This is a genomic window from Aequorivita lipolytica (assembly GCF_007997135.1).
Taxonomy (GTDB): Bacteria; Bacteroidota; Bacteroidia; order Flavobacteriales; family Flavobacteriaceae; genus Aequorivita; species Aequorivita lipolytica.
Genome location: NZ_VORU01000006.1, coordinates 1 through 24,199, shown reverse-complemented (window position 1 = coordinate 24,199; position 24,199 = coordinate 1). Strand labels below are relative to the sequence as shown.

Annotated in this window: 17 protein-coding genes; 10 read left to right on the top strand and 7 right to left on the bottom strand. The window is 38.1% G+C overall.

Features of this window, described 5'->3' with window-relative positions; translation table 11 throughout:
* Positions 1–80: 80 nt before the first annotated feature.
* Entirely contained in the window at positions 81–497 is a 417-nt protein-coding gene (locus tag ESV24_RS08555; RefSeq protein ID WP_111815938.1) for a glyoxalase, read from the bottom strand.
* 171 nt (positions 498–668) lie between these two features.
* Here ESV24_RS08555 and ESV24_RS08550 point away from each other — a divergent pair, with 171 nt between their 5' ends.
* Positions 669–2,216, top strand: a complete 1,548-nt coding sequence (locus ESV24_RS08550; protein ID WP_111815939.1) for an NAD(P)H-hydrate dehydratase — start codon at positions 669–671, stop codon at positions 2,214–2,216.
* 161 nt (positions 2,217–2,377) lie between these two features.
* Here the strand turns inward: ESV24_RS08550 and ESV24_RS08545 are convergent, their stop codons facing one another.
* Positions 2,378–3,745 (bottom strand): TlpA family protein disulfide reductase, encoded by a 1,368-nt coding sequence (locus ESV24_RS08545; RefSeq protein WP_111815940.1) that lies wholly within the window; start codon positions 3,743–3,745, stop codon positions 2,378–2,380.
* Positions 3,746–3,923: 178 nt separating this feature from the next.
* On the opposite strand from ESV24_RS08545, the gene hutH reads away from it, so the two are divergent.
* Both hutH and ESV24_RS08535 read left to right on the top strand, forming a co-directional pair.
* The gene (hutH, locus tag ESV24_RS08540) at positions 3,924–5,435 is read left to right on the top strand and encodes a histidine ammonia-lyase (protein ID WP_111815941.1); all 1,512 of its coding nucleotides are present in this window, start codon (positions 3,924–3,926) and stop codon (positions 5,433–5,435) included.
* Positions 5,436–5,475: 40 nt separating this feature from the next.
* Complete coding sequence (locus tag ESV24_RS08535; protein WP_146743153.1) at positions 5,476–6,363, top strand: T9SS type A sorting domain-containing protein; 888 nt, start codon at positions 5,476–5,478, stop codon at positions 6,361–6,363.
* A gap of 9 nt (positions 6,364–6,372) precedes the next feature.
* Here ESV24_RS08535 and ESV24_RS08530 read toward each other — a convergent pair whose 3' ends face one another.
* Entirely contained in the window at positions 6,373–6,750 is a 378-nt protein-coding gene (locus ESV24_RS08530; protein ID WP_111815943.1) for a hypothetical protein, read from the bottom strand.
* 140 nt (positions 6,751–6,890) lie between these two features.
* Complete coding sequence (locus tag ESV24_RS08525) at positions 6,891–9,440, bottom strand: ATP-dependent Clp protease ATP-binding subunit (protein WP_111815944.1); 2,550 nt, start codon at positions 9,438–9,440, stop codon at positions 6,891–6,893.
* 258 nt (positions 9,441–9,698) lie between these two features.
* Between ESV24_RS08525 and gyrA the strand changes: the two genes are divergently transcribed.
* Together gyrA and ESV24_RS08515 are read left to right on the top strand one after the other, a co-directional pair.
* Positions 9,699–12,224: a DNA gyrase subunit A gene (gyrA, locus tag ESV24_RS08520; protein WP_111815945.1), complete on the top strand. Its 2,526-nt coding sequence runs from the start codon at positions 9,699–9,701 to the stop codon at positions 12,222–12,224.
* Between the two features lie 10 nt (positions 12,225–12,234).
* Positions 12,235–13,494 carry a tetratricopeptide repeat protein gene (locus ESV24_RS08515; RefSeq protein WP_111815946.1) on the top strand — a complete coding sequence of 420 codons (1,260 nt, stop codon included), beginning with the start codon at positions 12,235–12,237 and terminating at the stop codon, positions 13,492–13,494.
* 52 nt (positions 13,495–13,546) lie between these two features.
* On the opposite strand, the gene ESV24_RS08510 is transcribed toward ESV24_RS08515, so the two are convergent.
* On the bottom strand, positions 13,547–14,296 hold the full coding sequence (locus ESV24_RS08510; RefSeq protein ID WP_111815947.1) for a C40 family peptidase: 750 nt from the start codon (positions 14,294–14,296) through the stop codon (positions 13,547–13,549).
* Between the two features lie 26 nt (positions 14,297–14,322).
* Positions 14,323–15,501, bottom strand: a complete 1,179-nt coding sequence (locus tag ESV24_RS08505; RefSeq protein ID WP_111815948.1) for an acetyl-CoA C-acyltransferase — start codon at positions 15,499–15,501, stop codon at positions 14,323–14,325.
* 129 nt (positions 15,502–15,630) lie between these two features.
* Between ESV24_RS08505 and ESV24_RS08500 the strand changes: the two genes are divergently transcribed.
* The 4 genes from ESV24_RS08500 to ESV24_RS08485 all read left to right on the top strand — a co-directional run bounded on the left by ESV24_RS08500 (position 15,631) and on the right by ESV24_RS08485 (position 22,659).
* Positions 15,631–17,676, top strand: coding sequence for an HD family phosphohydrolase (locus tag ESV24_RS08500; RefSeq protein WP_111815949.1), 2,046 nt, complete (start codon positions 15,631–15,633; stop codon positions 17,674–17,676).
* Positions 17,677–17,906: 230 nt separating this feature from the next.
* Complete coding sequence (locus ESV24_RS08495; protein ID WP_111815950.1) at positions 17,907–19,388, top strand: proton-conducting transporter transmembrane domain-containing protein; 1,482 nt, start codon at positions 17,907–17,909, stop codon at positions 19,386–19,388.
* Complete coding sequence (locus ESV24_RS08490; protein WP_111815951.1) at positions 19,385–21,781, top strand: DUF2309 domain-containing protein; 2,397 nt, start codon at positions 19,385–19,387, stop codon at positions 21,779–21,781. Before ESV24_RS08495 ends, ESV24_RS08490 begins: the two co-directional genes overlap by 4 nt.
* 17 nt (positions 21,782–21,798) lie before the next feature.
* Positions 21,799–22,659 (top strand): DUF6671 family protein, encoded by an 861-nt coding sequence (locus ESV24_RS08485; protein ID WP_111815952.1) that lies wholly within the window; start codon positions 21,799–21,801, stop codon positions 22,657–22,659.
* Between the two features lie 16 nt (positions 22,660–22,675).
* Here the strand turns inward: ESV24_RS08485 and ESV24_RS08480 are convergent, their stop codons facing one another.
* On the bottom strand, positions 22,676–23,599 hold the full coding sequence (locus ESV24_RS08480; RefSeq protein WP_111815953.1) for a LysR family transcriptional regulator: 924 nt from the start codon (positions 23,597–23,599) through the stop codon (positions 22,676–22,678).
* A gap of 91 nt (positions 23,600–23,690) precedes the next feature.
* Here ESV24_RS08480 and ESV24_RS08475 point away from each other — a divergent pair, with 91 nt between their 5' ends.
* Positions 23,691–23,966 carry a hypothetical protein gene (locus ESV24_RS08475; RefSeq protein ID WP_111815954.1) on the top strand — a complete coding sequence of 92 codons (276 nt, stop codon included), beginning with the start codon at positions 23,691–23,693 and terminating at the stop codon, positions 23,964–23,966.
* Positions 23,967–24,199 lie beyond the last annotated feature (233 nt).

Sequence of the window (24,199 nt, the reverse complement as noted above, 5' to 3'; positions counted from 1 at the left end):
TTATGTGGAGACGAAAGTTTATTACTCTAATTAGATTAAATTTAACAAGTGCTTGTAAGAAGTCTTTTTATATAGGTTTGTTATTGAGCCATTAACATCGTTACCCTTTCAAAATACAGCAAATTATCTTTTAGGCGTTCTTTAACAATATCCATCATCCGCTTGTTAAGCGCAGATGAATTCTGAATGTAAATTTCAAATTCATCGAGTGTAAATTGGCCAATGATTATTCCCTTTAGCGAATTTCTAAACTTCATGTCCTTATGGATGGCGTTTTCTATGTAATCCAGTTTCTTTTCAACGCTGAGGCTATAAAAAACATTTTTATGTTTATTAATGTAGTTTTTAAACGCAGCGAGCAATAATTGGTGCTGAAGTTTTATTACAGGCCGTAAGGTCTTGTTTTGAAAACTTTCATTGGCAGACATATTGGGGGTTATTCTGGCAGAAGGAATCTCTGGGCGCATATTGAGCAGTAAGCTATCTCTAGTTTCCATGATATGTTTTTTTTAAAATTATAAATAATCAAGCGTTTTTTGGGTGGATGGGCAATTAGTTATAAACGCTCTTTTCAACAATACGAGGGAATGTTGCTATCTTTGGAAATGGACAGACAATAAACCTGCCATTTTAAAATTTTATAGTGAATTATTAAAATAAGCTTATAGATGAAAATATTTTCCGCAGAACAATTATACGAAGCAGATAAAATTACGGTTGAAAAACAAGAAATTACCACGGAGGCCCTAATGGAGCGCGCCGGGATACAAATATTTCAATGGCTCAATAGACGGTTGAATGGAGCGCCCGTGCCTATTCGCATTTTCTGCGGGATCGGTAATAATGGTGGTGATGGCCTAGTACTCGGTCGTTTAATGATTGAGCACGGCTATAATGTGATAGTATATGTGGTAAACTGTAGCGACAAGCGCTCCAAGAATTTTCTACTGAATTATGACAGGATAAAAAATGTAACCAAAAAATGGCCCACTTTAATGAAGGGCGAGGCTGATTTCCCCGAAATAGGTTCTGAAGATATTATTGTGGACGCTATTTTTGGCATCGGGCTTAACCGTTGTCCGGGAGGTTGGGTAAAAAAGCTGATTCAATATTTAAATGAAAGCAAAGCCTTTAAACTTGCAATTGATATTCCTAGTGGGCTATATGCCAATTTACCCTTAGAAGACAAGGAAGCGGTGCTTAAAGCGAACCATACGCTCACTTTCCAAACACCAAAGCTTTCATTCTTTTTGCCCGAAACAGCTCCGTTTGTATCAAATTTTGACGCCTTGGAAATTGGTTTAGACATAGAGTTCCTTCAAACTACGGAGCCTTTGGCGCAATTAATTTCGAAACCAGAGGCTCAACGATTTTACAAACCCCGTGAAAAGTTTGACCATAAAGGAACTTACGGGCACGCACTTATAATTGCAGGGAGTTATGGAAAGATTGGCGCTGCGGTACTTTCAACTACTTCCGCCTTTAGAATTGGCGCTGGAATGGTGACAGCTTTTGTGCCTAAATGTGGCTATAATATTCTACAGACCACTGTGCCCGAAGCAATGGTAATTACCGATAAAGAGGAAGAGTTTATTAGTGAAATAGCCTTTGATATTGAACCTTCAGCAATTGGAGTAGGAATGGGGCTAGGAAAAAATAAAGCAACGGTAGCAGCTTTGAAAGTTCTATTTCAGAAAAAAGATATTCCATTAGTTATTGATGCCGATGCATTGAATAATATTTCCGAAAACAAAGATTTGCTGAAACTGCTTCCGAAAAATTCAGTTTTAACACCACATCCTGGCGAATTGAAACGATTGATAGGCGAATGGAAAAACGATTACGACAAGCTTGAAAAGGCGAAAAAGTTTTCAGAAAAACACGAAGTTGTCCTGGTTATTAAAGGTGCTTATACAATTACGGTCTTCAGTAATAAACTCTACATAAATACTACGGGAAATCCAGGAATGGGAACGGCCGGGAGCGGTGATGCCCTAAGTGGAGTGATTACCGGTTTGCTTTCGCAGGGATACGACCAATTATTGGCTTCGGTATTTGGTGTTTATATGCATGGAAGGGCTGGCGATATTGCTGCGGGACAGATGGGGTATGAAGCGATTATGGCTGGCGATGTAATTGATAATCTTTCGGAAGCATATATAGATTTATTCGCGAGAGAGGAAGAGACTACAAATAACTCAGCTGAAAAAAGTTAGCCACGAATACACGAATCTTTTCTATTTTTTTGTGGACAATCATCTATGCGGATTAGATTGGGAGTAATGGTTGCAATAAGTAAACTGAAAAAAAAGACCACCAATACACGAATGTTTTTTTATTTTATTCGTGTATTCGTGGCTGAAATATTAAATGCTAATTATAGCAACTCGTCGAGCATCTTTCTCAACTTAGGGTCGGATGGTCGTGGCGCATCTGCAGAAATGATGTTGCCTTGTGGATCAATCAATATAAATCTTGGAATTCCCAATATGGCGTAGTCCGCTACAAATTTTGATTTCCAGTTATTATCGGACATCAGTTGGATTCCGCCAAGTTCCTTTTCAAAAACCATTGCTTTCCATTTGTCGTAATCTTTTGGTTCATCTATAGAAATGCTCACAAACTTTACGTTTTTGTTTTGATAGTCTTTCTCAACCTCTTTCAGCGCAGGAATTTCGCGCAAGCACGGCCCGCACCAAGTAGCCCAAACGTCTATGTAAACATACTTTCCCTTTAAGCTTTCTAAGGAAGTGGTTCCGCCTTTGTGATTTTCATAATCAAACGTAGGGGAGGGATTACCTTCAGTAATTGTTCTTAATTTGTTGTAGCGCTCGGTAAGTGTTGCAAGATTTTCTGCATCAGGATTGCTGTTTATGTAAATATTAAAAGTTTCATCTAAAGTAGCGTTAGGCTTAAGGCCGAATTGTAAATATGAACTCATAATTCTATCTTTTGCAAAACCATCTGGCAAGTTTTCATCTACTTTTTTCATATAGCGAATAGTTTGACTGATGCTGTCGCTTCCATTTGCTTCTTCGCTAATTAATCGGTTGAAATGTGCATCAAGCAGCGTTTGGTAACCCACTGAATTTCTATAAGTGAGCGTATCCGTGTAATTTATATTTTTCAATTCGTCATAAAAGCCGTCTGAAACATTATAATCTTCTTTGCCTGAATAATAGATGTGTGCTTCTTTATAATTCTCCAGCATAATGGCTCTCGAATAGCTATCTTCCTCAGCAAGTTTTTTCTTGAAATTATCGTTGGAAATTTTATTGGCCGCATACAAACTATCAAAGCTTTTTTGATTGTTCTCCAGTTTTTTTAGGAAGTTCTCTTCATCCATTGAAAATACTTTCTTGAAATCTGAATTTTGTTCGTTCCAAAGATATTTAGCAGCCAAAAAGTTATTGATGTTTCCCAGATCGCCTGCGTATTTCAGAGATTCATCAAATTCATTTGCGTTTAGGGTAACAGAAAGATTCTTTCCCTTTTCCAAATAAATCCCAGTGCGCTCACGGCCCACATACATTTCATAAAAACCATCAGTCTTTATGAGAAGTGTGTCAGAAAAAGTTCCGTCTCCATTAATTGGGGTTCTATATTCGAAATCATTACCGCGAACAAATACAGTTTCCGAATTATTATTTTCAACGGTTCCAGTTATTACTGAATATTGAGGTTTTTCCTCTTGTTTGCAGGAAACAATGATCAGTACCAAAAGAAATAAACTTAGTTTTTTCATTTATCTATTTTTAATTTGCTTGTAAAATTACATATTGAATTAAGATATCACTCTATTGCGCACTGTTATTTTTATGGGGCATCTCCTAAAAATTGAGATGTGATTGGTAATCACTTTTTGAAACGAAGAATGGTAGCACAGCAATTAAAAATCAGTATTTTTGCGGAAACCCAACCCAATGCAAGAAACACATTATATAAGTTCCGAAATTTTGGACCTCTCCATAATCAGGGACATTACAGAAAACCATAAAACTCTTGCTCTTTCTGAAGAAGCACAGCTTAATATAAAAAAGGCGCGAGAGTATCTTATACACAAAATGAAAGATAATGAAACGCCTGTTTATGGTATAAACACTGGGTTCGGATCATTATGTAACGTCAAGATTTCTTCAGAAAATCTTTCGCAATTACAGGAAAACCTCGTAATGTCCCACGCTTGTGGTACGGGTGAATTTGTTCCAAAACCAATCATAAAATTGATGCTTTTGCTGAAGATACAATCGCTGAGTTATGGCTACAGCGGGGTGCAGATTGAAACTGTGGAAAGATTGATTGATTTTTATAATAATGATATTTTACCCGTAATCTATTCGCAGGGAAGTTTGGGTGCTTCGGGAGATTTGGCGCCACTAGCCCATCTCTCTTTACCGTTATTGGGTAAAGGTGAAGTATATTATGGCGGCGAGCGTATTGCTGCAGAAAAAGTGTTGAAAAAATTTAATTGGGAACCTATTACCCTGCAAGCCAAAGAAGGACTGGCCCTGCTTAATGGAACCCAGTTTATGAGTGCCTATGGCGTTTATTGTCTTTTAAAGTGTTATAAAATATCCTATTTGGCAGATTTAATTGGTTCAGTTTCCGTAGATGCTTTTGATTGCAATATGAGCCCGTTCAATGCTTTAGTCCATTTGGTGCGGCCACACCGCGGACAGGTAAAAACCGCTGAACAGATTCTGGAATTTTTGGAAGGAAGTGAATTGGGTCTTTCCGAAAAGAAAAGTGTGCAGGATCCTTATTCTTTTAGATGTATTCCGCAGGTTCACGGAGCAACAAAAGATACTTTGCATTTTGTGCACAAAACATTTAAGACTGAAATTAATTCGGTGACAGATAACCCTAATATTTTTGTTAAGGAAGATCTTATAATTTCAGGCGGCAATTTTCATGGGCAACCCTTGGCACTAGCATTCGATTATTTAGCAATCGCATTGGCGGAGCTCGGTAATATTTCAGAAAGAAGAACCTATCAATTGGTTTCTGGCCTGCGCGAATTACCTGCGTTTTTGGTAAGTAACCCAGGACTTAATAGCGGGTTTATGATTCCGCAATATACTGCCGCGAGTATTGTGAGCCAAAACAAACAGTTGGCAACGCCGGCTTCGGTTGACTCAATTGTATCTTCAAACGGGCAGGAAGACCACGTAAGTATGGGGGCTAACGGCGCAACAAAATGTTTGCGGGTACTTGAAAATCTTGAAACCATATTGGCTATAGAATTGATGAATGCTTCGCAAGCATTAAAATTTAGAGAACCGAAAAAATCCTCTTCTTTTATAGAGTCATTTCTGAAACCTTATCGATCTATAGTTCCTTTTGTTGAAAACGACAGAGTGCTATCAGAAGATATTCATGCCAGTGTTGCATTTTTACAATCGTTAGACATTGATTCAGAGATACTGTTTGGATAAAAATAAATATCTTAGTGATTCAATTTTAACTAGAAGCTTTATGAGGTCTATTTATATAATTTTTATACTTTTATTTTGCACTCAGTCAATCCGTGCTCAAGATTATACGCCAATATTAGATTATAGTAACGAATGGCATTTCACCACCTGCAATTTTGGCTGTTACAGCGATATCTATTACACAGATGGTGACACGCTGGTAAATGGAAAAATGTATAAAATACTTGATGGCTATCATTATATCTCCAGAACTTTTTTACTGAGGGAAGAGGTAGCTGAAAAGGAGTTGTATTTTGCGCAAATTATTCCTGGTGGTGGAATTCAAGAATATTTGCTTTACGATTTTTCGCTTCAAGTGGGAGATACCATTCAAATGCAAAACCCCATATCGCCATTTCCTAAAAACGGTGGTTTTTTTAAGTTAGATTCTATTATTCCTAAGCCGTTGGTAAATGGTCAGGATTATGATCATTTGTATTTTTCTCCTACACCTTCAAACCCTTTTAGCACGGGTAATGCGGTATGGGTAGAAGGAGTGGGCTCACTTTCACTTATCAATGCGCCGGGAGGAAAGCCAGATATTAACGGTGTTGGTCAATTAAGCTGTTATTTCAAAAATGCTACAGGTTTTTATGCTAACCTGGACTCTATAGATGACTGTATCCCGACTGTTTTAGATATCCCAAGTAATACGTTGGAAAAAGTAGTAGTTTCCAGCATATACGGTAGCGGAGTTTGTTTGTTGACCAATACTGGAAAAATAACAGAGGCAACTCTTTACAACTTAACAGGAAAGAAAATTGAAACCATTATCAATAATTTTGAAAAAAGCATTTCCATAGATCTTTCTAGTTACAGCAGTGGGGTATATTTAATTGTAGTAAATGGAATAGGAGGCACTAAGAAAACTTTCAGAGTAATAAAATGAGTTTTTATCTCAGGAATCGCGTTTAGAAACTAGGCCGTTTACCCAATTTTTAGCATTATCTAAATCGCTAAAGTGTTCAAAGGGGATAGTTATAAATCTTTTTTCGAGCTGTAGATTACTTACTTTTAGACCCTCTGCCGAAACAACGGCAAAAGCTACCAAGTTTTCAATTTTTGAAGTCTCAATATAAACCATAGGATTCACAGCGTAACTATTTATACGATAGGTTATGTAACCAAAACATCTCTCGCTAAAATATTCTTTTGAAATATTTACTAAATGCTGGTTGTCTTCAGGTTTGACTGTAATTCCTTCTTTCATTATCACAACTACAAAATTTTTGAAAACCCGAATTTCCCCAAAATCAAAATGTAATGTTTTAATCATAAAATGATGAATTTAATATATGTAAGTTAATATTTTCTAAGGAATACCTTTAAAATACTTAAAATATTATTGATATATAAATAAAAAAAATTCCCAAATCAATTGATTTGGGAATTTTTGATTTATTGATATCTAATCAATTACGACTCAGTCGTGTTTTTCTGCTTCTTGATTTTTATAGTAAGTTCATTCGTTTTCTCATCAAGATCCATGGTTATTGTGTCGCCTTCCTGCAAGCTACTGTTTATTATTTCTTCAGCCAGTGCATCTTCAATGTATTTCTGAATGGCCCGGTTCAGTGGGCGAGCTCCATATTGTTTATCAAAGCCTTTGTCTGCAATAAAATCTTTGGCCTTTTCAGTCAATTTAAGCTCGTAGCCCAAATCTGATATACGGGCAAAAAGTTTATCAAGCTCAATATCGATAATCTTATGAATATCTTCTCTTTCCAAGGCATTGAATACCATAACGTCATCAATTCTGTTTAAGAATTCTGGGGCGAAGGTTTTCTTTAATGCATTTTCAATTACGCTTTTTGTGTGTGATTCTTCCTGGTTCTTCTTGGCGGAAGTTCCAAAACCAACACCTTGTCCGAAATCTTTGATTTGGCGGGCACCAATATTGGAAGTCATAATTATTATAGTATTTCTGAAGTCTATCTTTCTTCCAAGACTGTCAGTTAAATAACCATCATCCAAAACTTGAAGCAACATATTGAAAACATCTGGGTGTGCTTTTTCAATTTCGTCCAAAAGAAGCACGGCATAAGGTTTCCTCCTTATTTTTTCAGTTAACTGACCACCTTCTTCGTAACCCACATATCCTGGAGGCGCACCCACTAAACGGGAAATGGAAAATTTCTCCATATACTCGCTCATGTCAATACGAATTAGAGCATTTTCTGAATCAAATAATTCACGAGCCAACACTTTTGCGAGTTGTGTTTTACCAACACCGGTTTGTCCTAAAAATATAAAGGAACCAATAGGCTTGTTTGGGTCTTTTAATCCAGCGCGGTTTCTTTGGATTGCCTTTACCACTTTTGCAACTGCCTCATCTTGGCCTATTACCTTTCCTTTAATTCGGTCGGGGAGGGCGGCAAGTTTTTTACTTTCGGTTTGCGCTATTCTGTTTACGGGCACTCCAGTCATCATGGAGACAACTTCTGCAACATTTTCTTCCGAAACCGTTTCCTTGTGAAGTTTTGAATCTGCTTCCCACTTTTCCTGCTGAACAGCGAGTTCCTTTTCAAGATTTTTCTCATCGTCACGAAGTTTTGCAGCTTCCTCGTATTTCTGCTTTTTTACTACCGTATTTTTAAGTTCGCGTACTTCTTCCAACTGCTTTTCAATTTCCAAAATTTTATCGGGAACGTGAATATTGGTGATGTGAACGCGAGAGCCTGCTTCATCCAAAGCATCAATAGCTTTGTCCGGAAGGAAGCGTTCGCTCATATACCTATTTGTAAGTGTAACGCAAGCTTTTATAGCTTCATCAGTATAAATTACATTGTGGTGTGCTTCGTATTTATCTTTAATATTGGTAAGAATTTCAATGGTTTCTTCAACCGTAGTAGGCTCGACCAATACTTTTTGAAAACGTCTTTCCAGCGCGCCGTCTTTTTCTATGTACTGACGGTATTCATCTAATGTTGTTGCGCCAATGCATTGAATTTCACCTCTTGCCAAAGCAGGTTTAAACATATTGGAGGCGTCCAAAGAACCCGTAGCGCCACCGGCACCAACAATTGTATGGATTTCATCAATAAAAAGTATAATATCGTCATTCTTTTCAAGCTCGTTCATTACGGCTTTCATTCGTTCCTCAAACTGGCCACGATATTTGGTTCCAGCCACAAGGCTTGCCAAATCCAAAGTCACCACTCTTTTATCATAAAGTATTCTTGAAACTTTACGTTGAATTATTCGGAGTGCCAAACCTTCGGCGATTGCAGATTTACCTACACCCGGTTCACCAATTAGTAATGGATTGTTTTTCTTTCTTCGGCTTAAAATCTGTGAAACACGTTGAATTTCGCTTTCGCGACCTACAACGGGATCAAGTTTTCCTTCTTCTGCCATTGCAGTAAGGTCTCTTCCGAAGTTATCCAAAACAGGGGTTTTGGATTTTTTATTTGTTTTTGCCGCTGTACCAGAAAAGAGATTTTCCTTTCCAGCATCCTCCGCAGAAGTATCGTCATCATTCGGGAATTCTGCACTTGGGGTGTCTATATAATCATCGTCGTTTGTTATCATAAGTTTAAATTGATCTTTTACCACGTCATAATCAACCTTCATTTTGTTCAACAATTTTGTAGTAGGGTCGTTTTCATTCCTAAGAATACACAATAGTAAATGCGCAGTGTTTATGGAATTGCTCTGAAACAACTTCGCTTCCAAAAACGTAGTTTTAAGCGCTCTTTCAGCTTGACGGGTAAGGTGAAGATTCTTTTTGTCGTTTGTACTTGTTGTAACGCCCGGATTTGCAGGGCTCAAAATCTCTACTTTTCTTCTTAGGTGGTTTAAATCTATTGCTAGTGCATTTAGAATAGTTACCGCTTTGCCTTGACCGTCTCTTAAAAGACCAAGCATTAAATGCTCAGTGCCAATAAAATCGTGGCCTAAACGAAGCGCTTCTTCTTTGCTAAAGGCAATTACATCTTTTACTCTGGGGGAAAAATTATCATCCATATTTTAAATATCGGCTCTTCTGTTTGGTACTAAATTAACCAAAATAGGACAAAAACTGTTCCTCTTTGATATCATTTTAGTAAAAGGACAAAATTTATGGTGGAATTCAAAGGATATTCAAGGATACTTATTAACGATTTTACCCCTCAAATTTGTTAATAAATTCGTGAATAACGAATGGCAAAAACCCCTGTTAAACCTACGAAAAAGTGTATCTTGCTCCATTAGATTAACAACGATAAATAAACCTATTTTTTTATGGCTGAAGGTGATAAAATAATCCCTATTAACATTGAAGATGAAATGAAATCTGCCTACATCGATTATTCGATGTCGGTCATAGTGTCACGTGCGCTGCCAGATGTTCGCGATGGAATGAAACCCGTTCACAGAAGGGTTTTGTTCGGGATGCACGAACTGGGCATTAGAGCCACGGGCGCACATAAAAAATCTGCGAGAATTGTAGGAGAGGTTCTCGGTAAATATCACCCACACGGTGATACTTCAGTTTACGATGCCATGGTGCGTATGGCACAATCATGGAGCTTGCGTTATTTGCTGGTTGACGGTCAGGGAAACTTCGGTTCCGTTGATGGCGATAGCCCCGCGGCAATGCGTTATACCGAGGCAAGGATGCATAAGATTTCCGAAGATATGCTTGCCGATATTGATAAAGAAACCGTTGACCACAAACTGAATTTTGACGATACCCTGAAAGAACCTACCGTTCTTCCAACTCGTGTTCCAGGACTTCTTATAAATGGAGCTTCAGGTATTGCAGTGGGGATGGCAACCAATATGCCGCCACACAACCTTACGGAAGTTATAAACGGAACCATTGCCTATATTGAAGATAACGATATCGATATCGACGGGTTAATGCAGCACATCAAAGCACCCGATTTTCCAACAGGTGGAACAATTTACGGTTACGAAGGTGTTCGCGAAGCTTTCCATACAGGTCGAGGTCGTGTAGTGATGCGTGCCAAAGCGAGCTTTGAGGAAGTGCAAGGGCGGGAATGTATCATTGTTACTGAAATTCCATATCAAGTTAACAAAGCGGACATGATCAAAAAGACCGCTGATATGGTGAACGATAAGAAAATTGAAGGCATTTCCAATATTCGCGATGAAAGTGATAGAAACGGAATGCGCATAGTTTATATTCTGAAGCGCGACGCCATTCCGAATATCGTACTTAATACCTTATATAAATACACAGCATTGCAATCCAGTTTCAGCGTAAATAATATTGCGTTGGTAAAGGGAAGACCACAAATGCTGAACTTGAAGGAATTGATCCACTATTTTGTGGAGCACCGTCATGAAGTTGTGGTTCGCCGGACTGAGTATTTGCTTCGTAAAGCGGAGGAGCGCGCACATATTTTAGAAGGATTGATTATTGCTTCCGATAATATTGATGAAGTAATTAGATTAATTCGTGCTTCTTCCAATGCCGATGAGGCAAGGGAGAAGTTGATGGAAACCTTCAAGCTCACGGAAATCCAAGCCAAGGCCATTGTTGAAATGCGACTTCGCCAGTTGACCGGTTTGGAGCAGGATAAACTTCGATCTGAGTATGAAGAATTGATGAAAACAATTCAGGACTACAGAGACATTCTTGCAAGCAAAGAGCGCAGAATGCAGATTATAACTGAAGAACTTGAGGAGATCCGCACTAAATATGGCGACGAGCGCCGCTCAACAATTGAATATGCAGGTGGCGACGTAAGCATTACAGATTTAATTGCAGATGAGCAAGTGGTTTTAACCATTTCACACGCAGGTTATATTAAACGTACTTCACTTTCGGAATATAAAACACAGAATAGGGGCGGGGTAGGTCAAAAAGCTTCGGCAACAAGGAATGAGGATTTCTTGGAACATCTATTTGTGGGAACCAATCACCAATATATGTTGTTCTTCACCCAAAAAGGAAAATGTTTCTGGATGCGCGTTTTCGAAATTCCAGAAGGAACAAGAACTTCTAAGGGAAGAGCTATTCAGAATTTGATAAATATTGAACCGGATGATAAAGTGAAAGCTTTTATCTGTACACAAGATTTAAAGGACGAAGATTACATAAACAGTCATTACGTAATTATGGCCACCAAAAAAGGGCAGGTTAAGAAGACGCCTTTGGAGCAATATTCCCGACCGCGATCCAATGGTATCAACGCTATAACCATTCGTGAAGATGATGAATTACTTGAAGCAAAATTGACAACTGGCACTAGCCAAGTTATGTTGGCTGTGCGCTCTGGAAAAGCCATTCGCTTTGAAGAGGAAAAGACGAGATCTATGGGCAGAAATGCTTCTGGTGTTCGCGGAATAAGGCTCGGAGATAAAAATGATGAAGTTATAGGAATGATTGCCGTAAATGAAAATGATTCCGACATTCTTGTTGTTTCTGAAAACGGTTACGGAAAAAGATCGTCTATTGACGACTACAGAATCACCAACCGTGGTGGAAAAGGTGTAAAAACTATTAATATTACGGAAAAAACAGGTAAATTAGTAGCAATCAAGAATGTAACCGATGACGACGATTTAATGATCATCAATAAATCGGGTATTGCAATAAGAATGGCCGTCGCTAACCTCAGGGTTATGGGCCGCGCCACTCAAGGAGTACGCTTAATTAAAGTCAGGGAAGATGACGCCATCGCTGCAGTTGCAAAAGCAATGAAGGATGACGATGAAGACGTTACTGATATAACTGATGAAAATAATGATGGCACTACTCTTGATAATAACGAAACTCAAACCGAAAATAACGAATAAACCTTAACACATGAAAACACGAATTTTAATAACAGGACTGGCTTTTGTATCTGCTATTTCCTTTGGGCAAAAAAAGGAAATAAAAAAAGCTGAAAAAGCGTTAAAATCGAATGAATACAGTGAAGCCCTATCCTATTTAAACGAAGCGGAACCTATGTTAGGGGCTGCCGATGATGAAATGAAGGCGCAGTTTTATGCTGCAAGGGGAGAAGCATTATTAGGATCTGGTGGAACAGATTACACCAAACTAAAAGGTGCCGCCGAAGCATTTAGCGAAGCACTGAAACTAGATCCAAAAATGGAAGCCCAATTGTCTGCTCCACTGCAGAACCTACGTGCGGGATTAATAAATGGTGCAATAAAAGACCAAAACGCTGGCCAATATAAAATGGCAACAGATAAGTTATACACTAGCTATATGGTAAGTAAAGATCCATCAGATCTTTATTTTGCTGCGGGAAATGCCGTAAACGGTAAGGATTACGACACTTCCTTAGAATATTATCAAATGCTTTTGGACACAGGTTATACAGGTGAAACACAAGAATTTGTTGCTACACGCAAGGAAACTGGAGAAGTAGAACCTTTTGATACCGAAAACCTAAGGAATATCGCCGTAAAATCTGGTGAATTCATTAAACCGGAAATACGCGTTACCGAATCCAGAAAAGGTGAGATACTAAGAAATATGACCCTCATTTATATTGAACAGGGCAATAATGAAAAAGCAACCTCACTTATGAAAGCAGCTCGTGCAGAAAACCCAGATGACATTTACTTAATGCGTGCTGATGCAGATATGAGTTATAAAATGGACGATGTAGAAAGATACAATGAATTGATGGAAAAAATTGTGGCCTCAGACCCAGAAAACCCGGAAATCTATTTCAACCTTGGTGTTGGTAGTGCTGAAATTGGTAATACCGATAAAGCAATTGGATATTACAAAAAAGCTTTAGAGCTTGACCCTAATTATGAAGCGGCACTGATTAACGTAGCGGTTTTGAAACTTTCCAAAGAAGATAAATTAGTTGAGCAAATGAACAGTTTGGGCAATTCTAGGGCAGACAATCAAAAATATGATGAATTGAAGCAGCAGCGAAATGATGTCTACAAAGAAACGATGCCTTACTTGGAAAAAGCATTGCAGCTCAATCCTAACAATCCTGAAGTGATGAGGACTTTGATGAACATCTACGGTCAATTGGCGGAAGATGCAAAATTTAAGGAAATGAAAGCCAAACTAGATGCTTTAGAAACGAAAGGATAGTTTAAAATATCAATTATACTAAAAACCCCTGCAATATCAGGGGTTTTTCTTTTTAGATAATTCGTTTTATTACACGGAGTTTGTGTGTGTGGTTGCGGACATCATAATTAAATATACCGCTATGGTCAAGCCTATCAATACGAACCTTCCCATGCGCGTGGATAATGTAGTTATCTTTCATAATTATGCCAACGTGCGTAATTTTTCCTTCGTCATTGTCAAAAAACGCCAAATCTCCCGGCTCACTTTCTTCAATAAAACTCAACGCTTCCCCTTGGGTAGCTTGCTGGCTAGCGTCGCGTAATAACCTATGGCCGTTCAATTTATAAACCATTTGCGTAAAGCCGCTACAATCAATGCCAAATGGTGTTTTACCTCCCCAAAGATATGGACTGGTTAAGTACAGTAAGGCAGTTTCTATTAAGTGTTCCTTCGGAAGTTTTTCGGAAATAGATTTTCCTTCAAATTTATGCTTCAAATATGGCGCTGCGGAAACATTGCTTCCCAGACAAATTGAAAATAACTGGTTATCTGCAGCAGTAACAAAATCCACCAAATCTGAGGATAGCTTCAGTTCCTTTTTTTCAAAATCTGAATAGTCCTCTTCAGCTATATTTATAAATTGTTTATTGTCTATCCACCCTTCATATTTATCAAAAGCCAAACGGATTCGGCTCCATTTTTTTCGGGTTTCAACTATTTTGAAATGTTCGCCATAGAGTAGTTGCGTAACCATTTCGCTCGCATCGGAAGCTTCAGCTCTAAGTGGAACAATACTTAAATTACAGATACCGTAATCCATTCAACAATTATTGAAAATATAGGGTTCTAGAATCGTTCAATTACCATTGCAGAAGCACCACCTCCACCATTACAGATTGCTGCAGCTCCAATTTTGGCATCGTTTTGTTTCAAAACATTTAGAAGCGTTATCAAAATACGCACTCCGCTACAACCAAGTGGATGGCCTAAAGATACGGCGCCACCATTTACATTTACATTACTATCGTTTAGTCCAAGAATTTTCATATTTGCAAGACCCACAACTGCGAATGCTTCATTGAATTCAAAATAATCTACATCTTTAATATCGATTCCAGCTTTTGCAATAGCCTTTGGAAGCGCTTTTGACGGTGCGGTTGTAAACCATTTTGGCTCTTGCGCGGCATCGGCATAACTTTTTATGTAAGCCAGTGGAGTTAGTCCCAATTCTTTTGCTTTTGCTTCGCTCATTAAAACCATTGCACCAGCGCCATCATTTATGGTTGAAGCGTTTGCTGCAGTTACTGTTCCATCTTTTGAAAAGGCAGGACGTAATGAAGAAATCTTGTCCATTTTTACATTTTTGAATTCTTCGTCTTCAGAAATTACAATTGGCTCACCACGGCGCTGTGGCACTTCAACTGAAATTACTTCGTCGTTAAATTTACCATCAGCCCAAGCTTTTGCGGAGCGTTCATAAGATTTTACTGCGAAAGCATCCTGATCTTCGCGTGAAAAGTTGTATTCCGCAGCACAAAGATCTGCGCAAGTTCCCATTGCGTTGTGATCGTAAGCATCTACCAAACCGTCTTTTTGCATTCCGTCAATAAGGGTAGCTGGACCAAATTTAGTTCCGCTTCGCATATATACATAGTGTGGAATATTGCTCATACTCTCCATTCCGCCGGCAACAATTACATCGGCATCGCCCAAAGCAATGGCTTGTGCGGCGTTTATTACAGCTTTCATTCCAGAGGCACAAACTTTATTTACTGTTGTAGCAGGAACGGTATCTGGAATTCCAGCACCTAAAGCTGCTTGTCTTGCCGGAGCCTGGCCTACGCCAGCTTGAACAACGTTACCCATATAAACTTCCTGAACCAAAGCTGGATCGAGGTTTATTTTTTCCATTGCGCCTTTTATGGTCGCAGAACCCAATTGGGTTGCTGTTAGTGATGAAAGGCTTCCCATAAAACTTCCTATGGGTGTTCTGGCTGCGGATACTATAACTACTTTGTTGCTCATGCTACGGTTTTAATAATTAAAATAAGGACTGCGAAATTACATATTTCTAACTTAAATATCAATCTTTGCAGGTATTGGTTTTGGGATAACTCGTTCCTTATTTATACCTTTACTCTAAGTTATAATTTTATGAAGAACCTTATTTCTTTGTTCGCAAAAAACCAATCCCTTATTTATAAGGTTTTTCTTTTCATAATCTCCACGCTTTTAGTTATTTATTTTCTTCCGAAGGGCGGACAGTTTAAATATAATTTCCAAAAAGGGAAGCCTTGGCAGTATGAAAATCTTTACGCTCCCTTCAGCTTTACCATCAAAAAGAACGAAGAAACTTTAAAGAAAGAGCGTGAGGAAATAAGGGCGAATGCCATTCCGTATTTTGAGTATAATACTAATGTGGAGGAAGATGTTTTAGAAAATTTTGAAAGCCAGCTTAAAACCAAATATGTGGATAGTCTTTACCAAACGCCACAAAAAAACTTAGAGACATTAGGGCAAAGGTTTATCTCCGAAGCGTATAAAAATGGGGTTACTGATGAAATTCACGTATACGATGGCGACCGGCTTATTTATTTAAAAAACGGAAACGAGATAGAAGAGCGTAATTATTCACAATTTTTCAAAAAGGAAATTCTTAACAAAAAAGTTAGGGAACTGGTTGAAAAGAACAGAACCGAAGATGCACAAGTATTGCTCTACAATATTTTTAACGAGGTTTTTCAGCCCAATGTATCCCTAAATATCAAATTAACAGAATCTGCCATTGATGCAGAAATACAGGCCTTAAATCCAAATCGTGGAATCATTGAAAAAGGTGGACGAGTAATCGCAAAAGGCGAAGTGGTGGAAGGTGATAAATTCCAGATTTTAAATTCGCTGAAAGCCGAATTTGATAGCCAAATATGGAGCAAAAACAACTACCTGTGGCTCTTGGTTGGCTATTCTATGTTGGTTTCACTAGTGTTTTTGATGCTTTTTCTATTTCTGAAAAATTATCGTCCTTACATATATAATAATAATACCAAGGTAACTTTTATATTCTTCAACATTTTTTTGATGGTTTTCTTAACCACGCTGGTATTAAAGGTTCACGCCGATTATGTTTATATTGTACCCATATGTATTCTGCCGCTTATTCTAAAGGCATTTTTCGATCCACGCGTTGGTTTGTTTGTTCACGTTTTGACAATTTTATTGCTCGGATTTATTGTACCCAATAGTTTTGAGTATATGTTTCTGCAATTTATTGCGGGAATTGTAACGATTCTTACCGTTTCAGAATTGTACAAAAGAGCCAACCTATTTATTTCCGTAGGGCAGATAACGTTGATATATATTCTTGGATATTTCGCCTTTTTCGTAATTCAGGAAGGAAATATACAAACCATGGAATGGCAGAATTTCCAATATTTTATTCTTTGTGGTTTGGCAACGCTATTTGCGCATCCACTTATATATTTTTACGAAAAAATCTTCGGATTGGTTTCAGATGTTTCATTATTGGAACTGAGCGATACCAATTCAAAACTGTTGAAAGAACTTTCTAATAAAGCGCCGGGAACATTTCACCATTCTTTGAACGTTGCAAATTTGGCAGAAGCTTCCGCAAACGAGATTGGCGCAAACAGTATGCTGGTGCGGGTAGGAGCGCTTTACCACGATGTTGGCAAAATGTTGAATCCAACAATGTTTACCGAAAACCAAGCGAATTCAATCAATTCGCACAACGAACTGGACCCGAAAGAAAGCTCCCAAATAATAATAGATCACGTAATAAAGGGCATAGAAATAGCCCGAAAACATAACCTCCCGGACCGGGTGATTGATTTTATAAGAACCCATCACGGAACGAGCCTGGTATATTACTTCTACAAAAAAGAGAAGGAACTTCAAGGAGAGGCCAATAAAGACGACTTTACGTATCCGGGTCCAATTCCTTTTTCAAAAGAAACTGCGATTTTAATGATGGCGGACAGCGTGGAGGCCGCCAGCAAAAGTTTAAAGGAACCATCTTCTACAATTATTGATGAGTTTGTTGAAAAAATAATCAACAACCAAATGGCGCAGGGCCAATTTTTAAATGCGGATATTACTTTCAAGGAAATTGAAATGATTAAGAAAGTACTCAAAAAGAAACTCAACAATATTTACCATCTTAGAGTTGAATATCCAGAATAGGAAATAAATAATTTCTACCGACTCTTCTTCTGATCGGTTTCCTTATTCTTCGAGATCCGCTTATGTTTAGTTGATTGGCTAGAGTTTTCCGATACTTATTGCATTAAAATTATTTATGCTAATGATATAAAATATAAATAAAAATTAATGAAAAGGTTTTTGGACATTTGTCCCGTTGATAAATTGGTTATCAGCTTAAAAATTCAAATTTTTAAAAAACCTTGAAAATTATGCAGGCCATCCTGAAACAACCAGATTTAAACCAATCCCATCCAAACCAAAAATTACTTCAACAATCTAAAATTTACACACTCGTTCCCGTCATTCACTGGGTTCTTTTTCTAGCGACTCTTTTTGCCATAATTTATTATCTACCAAATACGCCTTTGTGGCAATGGGAAAACATTTTCAGAATAAACGGTTTTACTATTTTAATCTGGACAACGGTAACATTTTTTAGCGCCATAGTAAGTACCTATGCGAGCAATTATTTAAAAGGGTTCGCCCATCACTTAAGTTTTACGCTAAACAGTCTGGGGTTCCTATTCTCAGTAATGCTTCTAGTTATGTCCAACCATATAATTCCCTTTGTGGGTTCTTGGTTGCTAATGGGCATATTTATGGCACAACTTATTGGTATCAACAAATCTTGGGCAGAGGCTCGGGAGGCTTCAGAGTACGCACAAAAGTTTTTTTTATTGGGTACTTTCTTTCTTGGAGCGGGATTACTTCTTTTGGCAACCCAAACCAATACATACGCTATTGATGGAATAATTCAGAATCTGTCATTCCTGCCAACATACATTACCGTTATTGCAGCGCTTTGTACAATAATGGCGGCAATAATACAATCTGCTATTTTTCCTTTTCAGCGATGGTTGCTATCGGCGATGACTTCACCTACGCCGGCTTCTGCACTTATGCACGCTGGCTTTGTAAATGGTGCCGGAATTCTACTCGCATTCTTTTCAACATTGTTTTTTGAATCACATACCTTGACGCTTCTTTTCATAATAGGAGGAATTACGGCCGTAACAGCGCAGTTCACAAAACTATTACAAGTAAACGTAAAGCAAAAACTGGCCTGCTCCACAATTGCCCAAATGGGGTTTATGATTATGCAGTGCGGGTTAGGCTTTTTTAACGCGGCCATTGCACACCTTATTTTGCACGGGTTTTATAAGGCCTATTTGTTCCTTTCGGCGGGAGAGGAAATTAAAAATACAAAACCTACCAAACCATACAAAATAGTAATCACGCCGGTTCAAGCTTTGGTGGTATTAATTTTCGGAGCTATGGGTGCGGTGCTGTTTTCCTATCTCACCGGAAAAGGAACGGCTATGGACAGTGGGATTATTCTAACCCTAATTGTTGCAATAACGGTAGGACAGGTAACTTACAATATTGTGAAACAGGAAATTTTCAATTCATTTCAAAAGATTTTCTTCCCCATACTACTTTTCACAGTGGGTATCGTGCTCTATGCAATGCTCTACAACGCGGTAACCTTCTTAATGGGCGATATGCCGATGGTGGATGCCGCCGTACCAATTTCCGCGGTGCACATTATTTTCGGAATCATTTTCCTAATCGGTTTCTTTATTATGAAATTAGGAATCTTCCGCAAAGTACCGTGGCTTTATGTAAAACTGATGAACGATTCACAACCTTATAAAAAATCCATTCTAACTTCAAATAAGAAATCATTATGATGAATTCAAAATTGCAGCAAAGTTTAAATGAAGCTTCCGAAATTGTTGGAACCACCTGGCCGCTGTATACCTTTGTAACTTCCAATCCGCTGGTTGGGTTTGAAAAGAAACACTTTTCCGAAGCCGTGAACCAAGCCGAAACTCTTTTTGGAGCAAGATCATTTCCAGAAGTTGCTGTTTATCGTCAAGCTTGGCAGCGCAATGAAATTCTGGAAAGTGAAGTGGCTAATTTGCTGAAAGAAAACGGATTTAAAACTACACCTTCAGAATCCCTGAAGCAGATGGAAATTGAAACAGTTACCATTGAAAGAAACCACAATGCAAATCTAGACAGGCTTGTTTCAAAATGGCTCGCCGCCTTTATGGACGAAGGATTGGCAGAATGGGAAATGCCGAACAAAAATGAAGGTTTTTATAACTCTTGGAGAAAATTGGCTAAATATGATTCTGAAATCAAAGTTCGAAATACGAACGATATTCCATCCACAGCTCTTGAAACCTTAGATATATTGTTGAAGGATTATTCACAGAAAGAGCATTTAGAAATCTTCAAACACCATTTGGCCGCACTTCCAGGTTGGACCGGCTACATAAAGCATAGAAATGAAAACGATACAGCTTGGCAAAGAGAATATCCAATTACATTGCTGGATTACTTGGCCGTGCGACTTTTTATTGCGAAACAACTAAAAGCGGAGTTTCTTCCGAAGAACGCTTCTCCGAAAAAACATTTGGAAACCTTAACGCTTCGCCATCTTTGGTTAAAGGCATGGGAAGGGAGTTGGCAAAAACAAATTTCTACAACGCTAGAAAACAATAAAAATGAATTGAAATCTAAAACTTCACAACCACAAATTCCCGATGCACAATTTGCATTGTGCATTGACACCCGTTCTGAAATGATGCGCAGGCATATTGAAAATGCGGGTAACTACGAAACCTTCGGCTACGCAGGTTTCTTCGGAATTGCGATGGATTATAAAAATGAAAATGACGGTATTGTTCGTAAATCTTGTCCGCCAATTTTAGGTTCTGCCTATGTTGTTTCAGAAACACCGCAGGAAAATAAGACGGATAAAGCTGAAAAATTCGCCAAGAAAATTCAGCTGAAAAATTTCAGCGAATACTTTTTGAGAAGATTGAAAAATATGCTCCCGTCAGCCTTTGGTTATGTGGAAGGTTCTGGTATTTTTTATGGCTTTTCACTGGTTGGCAGAACATTATTTCCAGGATATAACTATAGAAAAAGTACCCTGCAAGCAACCGATTATGAAAAAATATACCAACCAAAAATTAATAAGTGTTCAGGGGAAAACCACGAACAACTTGACATTCCATTGGATGAAAAAGTTGCAATTGTAAAAGGAGCGTTTGATCTCACGGGTTGGAAAAACTTTGCGCCGCTGGTTCTTTTTGTAGGCCACGGGAGCCATACTGCAAACAATCCCTTTGGTTCCAGTTTAGATTGTGGTGCCTGTGCCGCAAGCCCTGGAAGACACAACGCGCGGATGCTTGCCAAAATGGCCAATTTGAAAGATGTACGTAACACTTTAATGGAGAAGTACGCTATTGAAATTCCAAAGGATACGGTTTTTATAGGAGCCGAACACAACACAACAACAGATGAAATTGTAATCTTTGACGCCGATGTTCCACCTGTTCAGACTTCCGCAATTCAAAATTTGAAAGTTAATCTCGCCAAAGCACAAGATAATGCCACTGCAGAACGCTTAAATAAAAAGAATAAGAATAAGAGCGTTTCGCAAGCCCAGAGCAACGCCAATAATTGGTCTGAAACGCGACCAGAATGGGGACTTGCAAAAAATGCGAGTTTTATAATCGCACCGCGGAAATTGACCAAAAATCTAAATCTTGACGGACGTTGCTTTCTACATTCTTACGATTGGGAGCGAGATTTAGAAGGCGCCGCATTGGAAGGAATAATGCAGGGGCCGATGGTGGTTACACAGTGGATCAACAACCATTATTATTTTTCGACCGTTGATAATGAAACCTTTGGGGGCGGTTCAAAAATAACTCATAATATTACTGGAAAATTTGGTGTAGTGCAGGGCAATGGTGGCGATTTAAAAATGGGACTTCCTTTAGAATCGGTAAACCAGAGCGATAATGAAATGTACCATCAACCGCTGCGACTTTCAGTAATTATTCAGGCACCGATTGAGAATATTGAGAGTATTTTAAATAAAAACGAAAATCTAAAAGGTCTTTTGGACAACGAATGGATTTATCTAATGGCAATGGATCCAAATGATAATTATCGTATCAAGAAATATTCAAAAGGAATGAATTGGAACGCCGTTATATCTTCTGAAGCGAATACGAAAAGCACCAAAACAGCAAGTAAAGTAGAAATAGCCACTGCGGTTTAGATCAATTTTTTTTCGAAATGAACAAATATACGGGTGTCAAAATTTTTAAAAATAGGCGAGTGGTAATAGCCACGATGCACGCAAAGGAAAAGGTAATTGCACCCTTGCTGGAAGATGAATTTAATATGAAATGTTTAGTGCCGAAGGGATTTAATACAGATCAATTCGGCACTTTTAGTGGAGAAATTGAACGAAAGAGCAATCCATTGGAAACCGTTCGAGCAAAAGCTTTAGCGGCACTTTCAGATTGTAATGAAACTTTGGTAATAGCAAGTGAGGGCTCTTTCGGACCGCATCCCGAAAGTCCATTTGTAACGGGAAGTGAAGAATTGGTAATACTTATAGATATAGAAAACAATTTCGAAATAATAGGTCGTTTTTTTACTGAAAAAACAAATTTCAACCATCAAAAAATAGAAGCACTATTTGATTTGAAGGAGTTTACGGAGCGAATAGGTTTTCCTGAACACGGAATAATTGTGAAGGTTAGAAATAAAGCTAATTCAGAAATCATACACAAAGACTTTAAAGATTTCATTTCATTACAAAGCCAAGTTTTAGAATTTTTGACAGGTGGAAATACCATCAGTGCAGAAACAGATATGCGGGCGATGAATAATCCCACCAGAATGCTGGCAATAGGATTGGCCACGAAAAACTTACTGATTAACATCAATTCACTTTGTCCCGAATGTAATGCTCCCGGCTTTTCTATTATTGAAGCTATGCGTGGCTTACGCTGCCAGCTATGCAATTTGCCTACAAAGGGAGTGAAGGCATATATCTTTTCGTGCCAAAAATGTGCTTTCACTTGTGAGCGGAAAAAAGAAGGTATACCGTTTCAAGATCCCACATTTTGTGATTATTGCAATCCTTAAATAGTGGCTTTTTGAATTAGTAGTTTTCCAACCACTTGTAATTAGTATTTATAACCGCTTCAATATTACTTTTCAAAAATTCAAGATAAGCGAGGGCAGCGGGGGAGAATTTTTTGCCCTTTAACCAAATTAAATTCCAAGACGTTTTTATGGGAAGGCCTTTAACGGGAATAATGGCTATTTCGCGGTCATTCAATTCATTTTTTAAGCCAATCAACGGCATAATGCTAAATCCCAAACCCGCTAGGACTGCTTGTTTTACAGCTTCGTTGGAGGTTAACTGTATTTTTTTGTTTACCTGTATTTTCTTGTTCGCTATAAACCGTTCCATAGATTGACGGGTAGCGGAGCCTTCTTCGCGATAAATCCAGGATAAATTCTCAAACAATTCGTTTTCTTCTTTTGAAATGGTCTTCGCTAATTCAGGATTTCCTACAAGGAATAATTTATTTTCCATTAGGCTTATTTTCTCCACTTTTAGATTGTCCGGCAATACGGAAACCAAGGCAAAGTCTATTTCGTTTTTTTCGAGAGATTCTAATACCTGATAACGATTGGTAACGTCCATCACCAAATCTATCCCGCTGTGCTGTTTTAGAAAAGTAGAGAGAAAATACGGCATAACATATTTTCCCGTAGAAACAATGGCAATGTTTAAACGACCTGTAAGTTGCCCTTTAAAGGCGAGGCCTTTATGCTTCATCATTTCCACTTCGGCTAAAATTCTTTTGGTCGCCTCGGCAATTTCTTGACCGAATGGGGTAACATAGAGCTGCCTTCCAATCACTTCCGTTAAGGGAATTTCAAACTGATCCTGAAAATTTTTAAGTTGAATGGATACTGCAGGCTGCGTTAAATAAAGCGCTTCTGCTGCCTTGGTGATACTTTTAAGCTCCGTTATTTTCAAAAAAATATTAAGTTGATTCAGTGTATAATTCATTAATATATTTTATGTAATAGATAGTAAATATAAATAAAAATATATGATAAAACATCGTCATATTTGTATCTAGAACGAAAAAAAATGATTTATGAATAAAGAGGAAACAGTAGATTTAATTAAGGGTGAGTTTACGCCTGAGGAAGCGAAAGAAATATTATTTTCGATAATCGGTGATAAAATAAAATTTAATAACCGTCAAATATTTAGTAGCGAAGAACGTAATCTTGGTAACTCAGAAAGATATAAAAAGCGTCTTGAAGAATTAAAATGTGCGCAAACCACAGTTTCAAATCTTATAGAGACAGCCAAGGCAGGAAACAAAACCATTGAAATTAATGCTGAAATAAACATTGTGGTTTATTAAGGCAGCTTGTTAAAACAAAAAATCCCCTGAATAGGGGATTGTCTGTGATCGCAGAAGGATTCGAACCTTCGACCGTCCCGATTGGAAATCGGGATGCGCTATTCAGCTGAGTTGATAAGATTTTGGATAAATTTTTTGGATTTTTTTCTTTTGATAGCCAGTTCACGAGCGTAGGCTTCTTTTTTGGACAAATATTCTTCGGAATATTTTAAAATCCAATCTTTCGCTGTTGC